The sequence below is a fragment of the Ideonella sp. genome (genome assembly GCF_041287625.1).
In the GTDB taxonomy this organism is placed as follows: domain Bacteria; phylum Pseudomonadota; class Gammaproteobacteria; order Burkholderiales; family Burkholderiaceae_C; genus Ideonella.
Window position 1 is genome coordinate 121,061 of sequence record NZ_JBGGNH010000006.1, and the last position, 7,600, is coordinate 128,660.

A 7,600-nucleotide genomic window follows, 5' to 3' on the forward strand; every position below is an offset into this window, starting at 1 on the left:
ATGCTCAGTTCCGGGCTGACGCTGATCTTCAGCATGATGGGCGTGCTGAACTTCGCCCATGCGAGCTTCTACATGCTGGGCGCCTACATCGCCTACACGCTGAGCAGCTGGCTGGGCTTCACTGCCGCGCTGGTGCTGGCGCCGCTGCTGGTGGGCGGCCTGGGGGCGCTGTTTGAACGCACGGCGCTGCGCCGCGCGCACAAGTTCGGCCACGTGCCCGAACTGCTGATCACCTTCGGCCTGTCCTACGTGGTGCTGGAGGTGGTGCAGCTGATCTGGGGCCGCACGCCGATGCCGGCGGTGCCGCCGGCCTGGCTGCAGACCTCTGCCTTCACGGTGGTGCAGTCGGCGCAGCACGGGCTGTCCATCGTCGCAGGCGTGGCGCCGCCGGAGATGTGCCAGTCTGCGGGCGAAGCGGCAGCCAGCTGCTCGCGCTTCCCGATGACCCGCGCCTTCATGATGCTGGTCTCGCTGGGCATGCTGGTCGCGCTGTGGCTGCTGCTCACGCGCACGCGCATCGGCCTGGTCATCCAGGCCGCGCTGACCCACCCGGAAATGGCCGAGGCGCTGGGCCACAACGTGCCGCGTGTGCTGATGCTGGTGTTTGGATCCGGCTGCGCGCTCGCGGCGCTGGCCGGTGTGATCGGTGGTGTCACCTTCGTCACCGAGCCGGCGATGGCCGCGGTGGTCGGCTCCATCATCTTCGTGGTCGTGGTGGTCGGTGGCATGGGCTCGCTGGCCGGGGCCTTCGTGGGTTCCATCGTCATCGGCCTTTTGCAGACGCTGCCGCTGACGGTGGATGCCTCGCTGGCTGACCTGTTCAACCGCTTGGGCGCCTCGGTGCACGAAGGTTCGACGGGCTGGCCGCTGCTGCGCATCACGCTGGCGCAGGCGGCGCCCATCCTGCCGTACCTGCTGCTGGTGTTGATCCTGATCTTCCGGCCCAAGGGCTTGATGGGCACACGGGAGGAATGAGGCAATGAGCACGGCTGCACAACCTGACATCGCGGCTTCGCCCGCCACCCTCCGTCCTGCCGCACCTGTGCTGGCAGCGGTGCCCAGCGGCGCGCCGCCAGCCGCCACCGCGCGCCGGCAGGCCACGTCGCGCAGCTACCACTTCAAGCCCTGGAACGTGGGCCGCGCGCTGATCTGGAGCCTGTTCGCACTGACCTTGCTGGTCGTGCCGCTGCTGTGGACCACCAGCTTTGCGCAAACCATGCTGTGCCAGATGGGCATCGGCATCATTGCCTGCCTGGCCTACAACATCCTGCTCGGGCAGGGCGGCATGCTGAGCTTTGGCCATGCGGTCTACAGCGGCCTGGGCGGCTACGTTGCGATCCACACGCTCAATGCGGTAAGCGCCGGCAGCCTGCACCTGCCGGTCAGCCTGGTGCCGATTGCCGGCGGGCTGGGGGGCCTCTTTTTCGCCGCGCTGCTGGGCTATGTGACCACCAAGAAGAGCGGCACCACCTTCGCAATGATCACGCTGGGCCTGGGCGAGCTGGTCTGGTCCATGTCGTTGATGCTGCCGGAGTTCTTCGGCGGTGAAGGCGGCGTCTCGGGCAACCGCGTGGTGGGCGAGAAGGTGTTCGGCATCAGCTTCGGGCCGCAGATCCAGCTCTACTACCTGATCGCCGCCTACTGCTTCGTCTGCACCGGACTGATGTTCGCGCTGACGCGCACGCCGCTGGGCCGCATGCTGAATGCGGTGCGCGACAACCCCGAGCGCGTCGAATTCATCGGCTACTCCACCCAGCGCGTGCGCTACCTGGCCTTCATGATCTCCGGCTTCTTCGCCGGCATTGCGGGCGGGCTGAGCACACTGAACACCGAGATCGTCAACGCCGAGGTGGTGGGCGCGGCGCGCTCGGGCTCGTACCTGCTGTTCGTGTTCCTGGGCGGCGCCACTTTCTTCTTCGGTCCCATCATCGGCGCGGTCCTGATGGTGGTGGCGCTGGTGCTGCTGTCGGAGCTCACGCAGGCTTGGCTGCTCTACCTCGGGCTGGTCTTCATGTTCATGGTGATGTTCGCGCCAGGCGGCGTGGCAGGCTTGATCATGATGAATCTGCGCGTGGCGGCGCACGGCAAGCTGGGCCGGCTGTGGACCGGCTACCTGGCGCTGGCCGGCACGGCAGGCACGGTGCTGCTGGCGGTGGCCGTCTGCATCGAGATGGTCTACCACCTGCGGCTCAACGAGGCGCTGGGCCCGCAGATGAACTTCCTCGGCGTGACGCTGAATGCCAAAGGCCTGGACGCCTGGTGCGGCGCGGCGCTGCTGCTGCTGACAGGCGCGGGACTGTTCGAAGTTTCGCGGCGGCACTTTGCCCAGCAATGGGGTGCGGCGCAGGAAGAGATCGAGCGCGAGGTGAAGCGCAGGGAGGCTTTGTGATGAGCAGTTCGGTTGCGGTGTCTTCCAATGGGTCCAGCCCATACGCTTTGGAGTTGCTTGGCGCGCACAAGCGCTTCGGTCTCACGGAAATCATCCGCGGCGCGCAGCTGCAGGTGAAGCCGGGCGAGCGCGTGGCCATCATCGGGCCCAACGGCGCGGGCAAGTCCACGCTGTTCAACCTGATCTCCGGGCGCTTTGGCCTGTCCAGCGGCGAGATTCGCCTGCACGGCGAGCGCATCGACGGGCTCAAGCCCTACGAGATCAACCGCCGTGGCCTGTCGCGCAGCTTCCAGGTCAGCAACCTGTTCACGCGGCTCTCGGTGTTCGAGAACCTGCGCTGCGCGGTGCTGTGGTCCATGGGTCAGCGCTATGCCTTCTGGCGCTTCCTCGCCAACCAGCACGAGGCCAACGCGCGTGCCGAGGAGGTCATGCAGATGATCAAGCTCGACAAGCGCCGCGACCAGCTGGCGATGAACCTCACCTATGCCGAGCAGCGCGCGCTGGAGATCGGCATCACCATCGCCGGCGGCTCCAGCGTCATCCTGCTGGACGAGCCCACCGCCGGCATGAGCAAGAGCGAGACCAAGCGCTTCATCCAGCTGATCCGCGAGGTCACCGAAGGCAAGACGCTGCTCACGGTGGAGCACGACATGGGCGTGGTCTTCGGCCTGGCGGACCGCATCGCGGTACTGGTCTACGGCGAGGTCATCGCCTTCGACACACCCGATGCCGTGCGCGCCAACCCGCGTGTGCAGGAGGCCTACCTGGGCTCGGTACTGGCCGACCACCAGGCGGCCGAAGCTGCGGCGCAGCCGATGGGGTGCGCAGCATGACAAAGGAATTGCTGCAACTGGCCAATGTGCATGCCTACTATGGTAAGAGCCATGTGCTGCATGGCGTGTCGCTGAACATTGGCGAAGGCGAGATCGTCAGCCTGCTGGGCCGCAACGGCGCCGGCCGCTCCACCACCGTCAAGGCCATCATGGGCCTGGTGGACGCACAGGGCTCGGTCAAGTGGCGCGGCCGCGAACTGGTCGGCCGCAAGGCCTTCGAGATCGCCCACGAAGGCATTGGCTACGTGCCCGAGAACCGCGACATCTTCCCGCGCCTGACCGTGAGCCAAAACCTGCTGCTGGGCATCAAGAGCGGCAAGAAAAAAGGCCGCTGGAGCCTGGACGACATGTTCCGCATGTTCCCGCGCCTGAAGGAGCGCGAGCACACCGAAGCCGGCGTGCTCTCCGGCGGCGAACAGCAGATGCTCACGCTGTGCCGCACCTTGATGGGCGACCCGGACCTGATCATGATCGATGAGCCCACCGAAGGCCTGGCACCCAAGATCGTCGAACTGGTCGCCGAATACCTGCGCGAGCTCAAGCGCCGCGGCATTTCGGTGCTGCTGGTCGAACAGAAACTCACCATCGCCCTCGAAGTCTCCGAACGCTGCCTGGTGATGGGCCACGGCCGCATCGTCTTTGAAGGCAGCCCCGCAGAACTGAAGGCCAACAGCAACGTCCGCAAGGAGTGGCTGGAGGTTTGAGTCGAACCCTGGGCACGCCGGCTCGTTGGCCTGCTGCGAAGACTCAGTCGGCCTTGCGCGGCGGTGTGAACACAAAGGCCCGCGTCACGCTGGAGGTGGCCGGCGAGACTGCGGTGCCCACAATCACGCCCGAGTGGTTGATTGCCACTGCGCTCACAAGCGTCCAGCCCATGGCTTTGGCGCTGGCTGACAGCAGGTCATTCAGGTCCAACACCTTGTCCTTGCGCCAAACCACCGCGCGCAGGCCCTGCAACGTGGCATGACCCACGATGTCGCCCTTGTCGTTGATGCCCAGGGCCCATCCGCCGGGAGTGAACTTTGTTGTCAGCAGCGGGAGCGCAATGGCTTGGCCGCCTTCCCATTTCACCGGCATGTCGTTGGATGCACCTTGCTTGACGCCCACCACGGTGCCGCTGGCGTTGATGCCGTTTGCTCGCGACCATCGGCCGTCGTCGGCTTCGAGCGGTCCGCCCTGCTTGTCGTGCCAGCTCACGGCCCGGAGACCCACAACGCCGACGACCACGCCGTGTTTGTTGATGGCGTGCGCTTCGCTGGTGGTGTCCGTGGCGATGATCGCGAGTTCGGTGGCGTGCTGCTGGCCTGCGGCGTCGATGGACCAGCGGTTCACTTGGCCCAGTTGCACGGCGTCCGGCTTCTTGATGGCCGAGCCAGTGACCTTGCCTTTTTCATTGATCGCGCATGGGCAGGCGGCCAGGCCACCTTGCGCACCCTTGAGTGCGATGGGTGCGCCATCCTTCAGCAGCATCAACTCGAAAAGATGCGAGTAGACGATCTCCCCCTTGTCGTTGATGCCGTAGGCCGCGTCCTCGTTGTAGTCGCCCTGCAGATCGGGTGTCAGGTCCGTGATCTGTCCGTTGTTCCAGACCACCGCATGCCCGTCGCACTGGCCCACGACTTGGCCCACGTTGTTCAGGCCAAGCGGCGCACAAGACTTGCCATTCAGCGCAGGAAGAATCTCCAGGCCGTAGTTCGCGGCTTGCGCCGGGCTGTTGCCGAGCAATGCGGCACACAGTGCTGCCGCCGCAGCGTGCTTCAGGGAAGAGGGGGAGAAGGCATTCATGGCGCGTAGTACCTTTTCGGTGAGGGTGTGGACGTTGTAGGCGGCTTGGGTTTATCACGACGCGATTCCCGCTGGACATCCCTAGCCATGCGACCGGTGGTGAACGCATTTCCAGAGCCAAGAATGGTTTGCGCCAAGTCGACCCGCCGAGCGGGTGCGCAGGCCCCAGCCATCGAGCATTGGTGTTTTCCCTGGCCTCACTTGTCGCAGCAGGGACATCATCTGAAACGTCGTCGTTCTTAGAATCGAACGATCGTGCTAATCGGTGCGCTGGATCCGTCCGGCGGCGGTGGCACGTCGCCTTCCGGCGTCTTTCCTCTCCTTTCCCAAAGGGATACAGACATGAGCGCAAGCTATGAAGTCCGCGGCAATGTGGCCGTCATCACGCTGAACAATCCTCCCGTCAACGGCCTGGGCGCTGCGACCCGGCTGGCGATTGCCGAGGGGCTGGAGAAGGCGCAGGCCGATGCAGCCGTCAGCGCCATCGTCGTCACCGGCGCCGGCAAGGCGTTTTCGGGCGGTGCGGACATCAAGGAATTTGGCACGCCCCGCGCGCTGGCCGAGCCCAACCTGCTGTCGCTGATCAAGCTTGAAGAGGCCTGCACGAAACCCATCGTCGCGGCCATCCATTCGGTTTGCATGGGCGGTGGGCTGGAATTGGCGCTGGGCGCGCACTACCGCGTGGCTTCGCCGGGCACCAACGTGGCGTTGCCGGAAGTGAAGCTGGGCCTGGTGCCGGGCGCCGGCGGCACGCAGCGCCTGCCGCGCGTGCTGGGGCTGGAAACCGCGCTGAACATCATCGTCAGCGGCGAGCCGGTGAAGAGCGAACTGCTGGCGATGCAGCCGGGCCAGAAGCTGTTCGACCGCATCATCGATGGCGACCTGATGGCAGGCGCCATCGCTTTCGCCAAGGAAGTGGCCGACCTGCGGCCGCTGCCGCTGGTGCGCGACCTGAAGGTCAAGCACCCGGAGGCACAGGCTTTCCTGCAGTTCTCGCGCAACACCGTGGGCGCGATGTCCAAGAACTTCCCGGCGCCGCTGCAGTGCGTGGAAGCCGTGGCAGCGTCGCTGGGCAAGGACTTCGAGGCCGGCATGAAGAAGGAACGCGAGGCGTTCACCGCGCTGATGTTCACGCCCGAGAGCAAGGCCCTGCGCCATGCCTTCTTCGCCGAGCGCGCCGCCAGCAAGATCTCCGACGTGCCGGACGACACGCCGGTGCGCCCCATCAACAAACTGGCCGTGATCGGCGCCGGCACCATGGGCGGCGGCATCGCGATGAACTTCCTGAACGCCGGCATCCCTGTCGTGATGCTGGAGATGAAGCAGGACGCGCTGGACCGCGGCGTGGCCACGATGCGCAAGAACTACGAGTCGCAGGTCAAGAAGGGGAAGCTGAAGCAGGACAAGTACGACCAGCGCATGGCGCTCTTGAGCACCACGCTGAGCTACGACGCGCTGGGTGACGCGGACATGGTGATCGAGGCCGTGTTCGAGGACATCGACGTCAAGAAGGCCGTGTTCACAGAGCTGGACCGGGTCATGAAGCCCGGCGCCATCCTGGCCAGCAACACCTCCACGCTGGACGTCAACAAAATTGCGAACTTCACGAAGCGCCCGCAGGACGTCATTGGCACCCACTTCTTCAGCCCCGCCAACGTGATGAAGCTGCTGGAAGTGGTGCGCGGCGCGGCCACCGCCAAGGACGTGCTGGCCACCGTGATGCAGCTGGGCAAGAAGATCAAGAAGACCTGCGTGGTTTCGGGCGTATGCGACGGCTTCATCGGCAACCGCATGATCGAGCAGTACAGCCGCCAGGCCGGTTTCCTGCTGGACGAAGGCGCGACGCCGGCACAAGTCGACCGCGCGATCGAGAAGTTCGGCTTCGCGATGGGCCCGTTCCGCATGGGTGACCTCGCCGGCAACGACATCGGCTGGGCGATCCGCAAGCGCCGCGCCGAAGAGCGCCCGAACATGCTGTACAGCCGCACCGCAGACAAGCTGTGCGAGCTGGGCCGCTTCGGGCAGAAGACCGGCGCCGGCTGGTACGACTACCAGGAAGGCAAGCGCGATGCGATCCCTTCGAAGCTGGTCGAGGACATGATCGTCGAGCATCGCAAGTCGCTGGGCATCGAGCCACGCAAGATTTCCGATGACGAGATCGTGCAGCGCCTGGTTTTCGCGCTGGTGAATGAAGGCGCCCGCATCCTCGAGGACGGCATTTCCTCGCGCGCAAGCGACATCGACATGGTCTATATCACGGGCTATGGATTCCCGATGCACCGCGGCGGCCCGATGCTGTACGCCGACCAGGTGGGCCTGTTCAACGTGGTGCAGGCGATGAAGCGGTTCCAGAAGAACCCGCGCGACGACGCGAAGTTCTGGGAACCCGCTCCGCTGCTCGCGCGCCTTGCGGCCGAAGGCAAGACGTTCAATTGAATCGCACAAGGACTACATCATGACCAACGCAGTTATCGTCTCCACCGCCCGCACGCCCCTGGCCAAGAGCTGGAAGGGCGCCTTCAACATGACCCACGGCGCCACGCTGGGCGGCCACGCCGTCAAGCACGCCATCCAGCGCGCCGGCATCGATGCC

At 65.4% G+C, this 7,600-nt stretch carries 6 protein-coding genes and 1 pseudogene; 6 read left to right on the forward strand and 1 reads right to left on the reverse strand.

Features of this window, described 5'->3' with window-relative positions; genetic code table 11:
• The 4 genes from ACAH41_RS01365 to ACAH41_RS01380 all read left to right on the forward strand — a co-directional run bounded on the left by ACAH41_RS01365 (position 1) and on the right by ACAH41_RS01380 (position 3,926).
• Positions 1 to 975 carry a branched-chain amino acid ABC transporter permease gene (locus ACAH41_RS01365; protein ID WP_370538130.1) on the forward strand — a complete coding sequence of 325 codons (975 nt, stop codon included), beginning with the start codon at positions 1 to 3 and terminating at the stop codon, positions 973 to 975.
• 70 nt (positions 976 to 1,045) lie between these two features.
• Complete coding sequence (locus tag ACAH41_RS01370; protein ID WP_370538131.1) at positions 1,046 to 2,389, forward strand: branched-chain amino acid ABC transporter permease; 1,344 nt, start codon at positions 1,046 to 1,048, stop codon at positions 2,387 to 2,389.
• Positions 2,389 to 3,222, forward strand: a complete 834-nt coding sequence (locus ACAH41_RS01375; RefSeq protein ID WP_325651732.1) for an ABC transporter ATP-binding protein — start codon at positions 2,389 to 2,391, stop codon at positions 3,220 to 3,222. The genes ACAH41_RS01370 and ACAH41_RS01375 overlap by 1 nt, the downstream gene beginning before the upstream one ends.
• Entirely contained in the window at positions 3,219 to 3,926 is a 708-nt protein-coding gene (locus ACAH41_RS01380; protein ID WP_370538125.1) for an ABC transporter ATP-binding protein, read from the forward strand. The genes ACAH41_RS01375 and ACAH41_RS01380 overlap by 4 nt, the downstream gene beginning before the upstream one ends.
• A gap of 43 nt (positions 3,927 to 3,969) precedes the next feature.
• Here ACAH41_RS01380 and ACAH41_RS01385 read toward each other — a convergent pair whose 3' ends face one another.
• Complete coding sequence (locus tag ACAH41_RS01385) at positions 3,970 to 5,007, reverse strand: hypothetical protein (RefSeq protein ID WP_325651731.1); 1,038 nt, start codon at positions 5,005 to 5,007, stop codon at positions 3,970 to 3,972.
• Between the two features lie 342 nt (positions 5,008 to 5,349).
• On the opposite strand from ACAH41_RS01385, the gene ACAH41_RS01390 reads away from it, so the two are divergent.
• Together ACAH41_RS01390 and ACAH41_RS01395 are read left to right on the forward strand one after the other, a co-directional pair.
• The gene (locus tag ACAH41_RS01390) at positions 5,350 to 7,443 is read left to right on the forward strand and encodes a 3-hydroxyacyl-CoA dehydrogenase NAD-binding domain-containing protein (RefSeq protein ID WP_370538126.1); all 2,094 of its coding nucleotides are present in this window, start codon (positions 5,350 to 5,352) and stop codon (positions 7,441 to 7,443) included.
• Positions 7,444 to 7,462: 19 nt separating this feature from the next.
• Positions 7,463 to 7,600, forward strand: a pseudogene (locus tag ACAH41_RS01395) (acetyl-CoA C-acyltransferase); the annotation flags it as partial.

Coding starts and splice junctions, on each gene's coding strand:
- ACAH41_RS01380 (WP_370538125.1), top strand. CDS start 3,219: ATGACAAAGGAATTGCTGCAACTGGCCAATGTGCATGCCTACTATGGT.
- ACAH41_RS01365 (WP_370538130.1), top strand. CDS start 1: ATGCTCAGTTCCGGGCTGACGCTGATCTTCAGCATGATGGGCGTGCTG.
- ACAH41_RS01375 (WP_325651732.1), top strand. CDS start 2,389: ATGAGCAGTTCGGTTGCGGTGTCTTCCAATGGGTCCAGCCCATACGCT.
- ACAH41_RS01390 (WP_370538126.1), top strand. CDS start 5,350: ATGAGCGCAAGCTATGAAGTCCGCGGCAATGTGGCCGTCATCACGCTG.
- ACAH41_RS01385 (WP_325651731.1), bottom strand. CDS start 5,007: ATGAATGCCTTCTCCCCCTCTTCCCTGAAGCACGCTGCGGCGGCAGCA.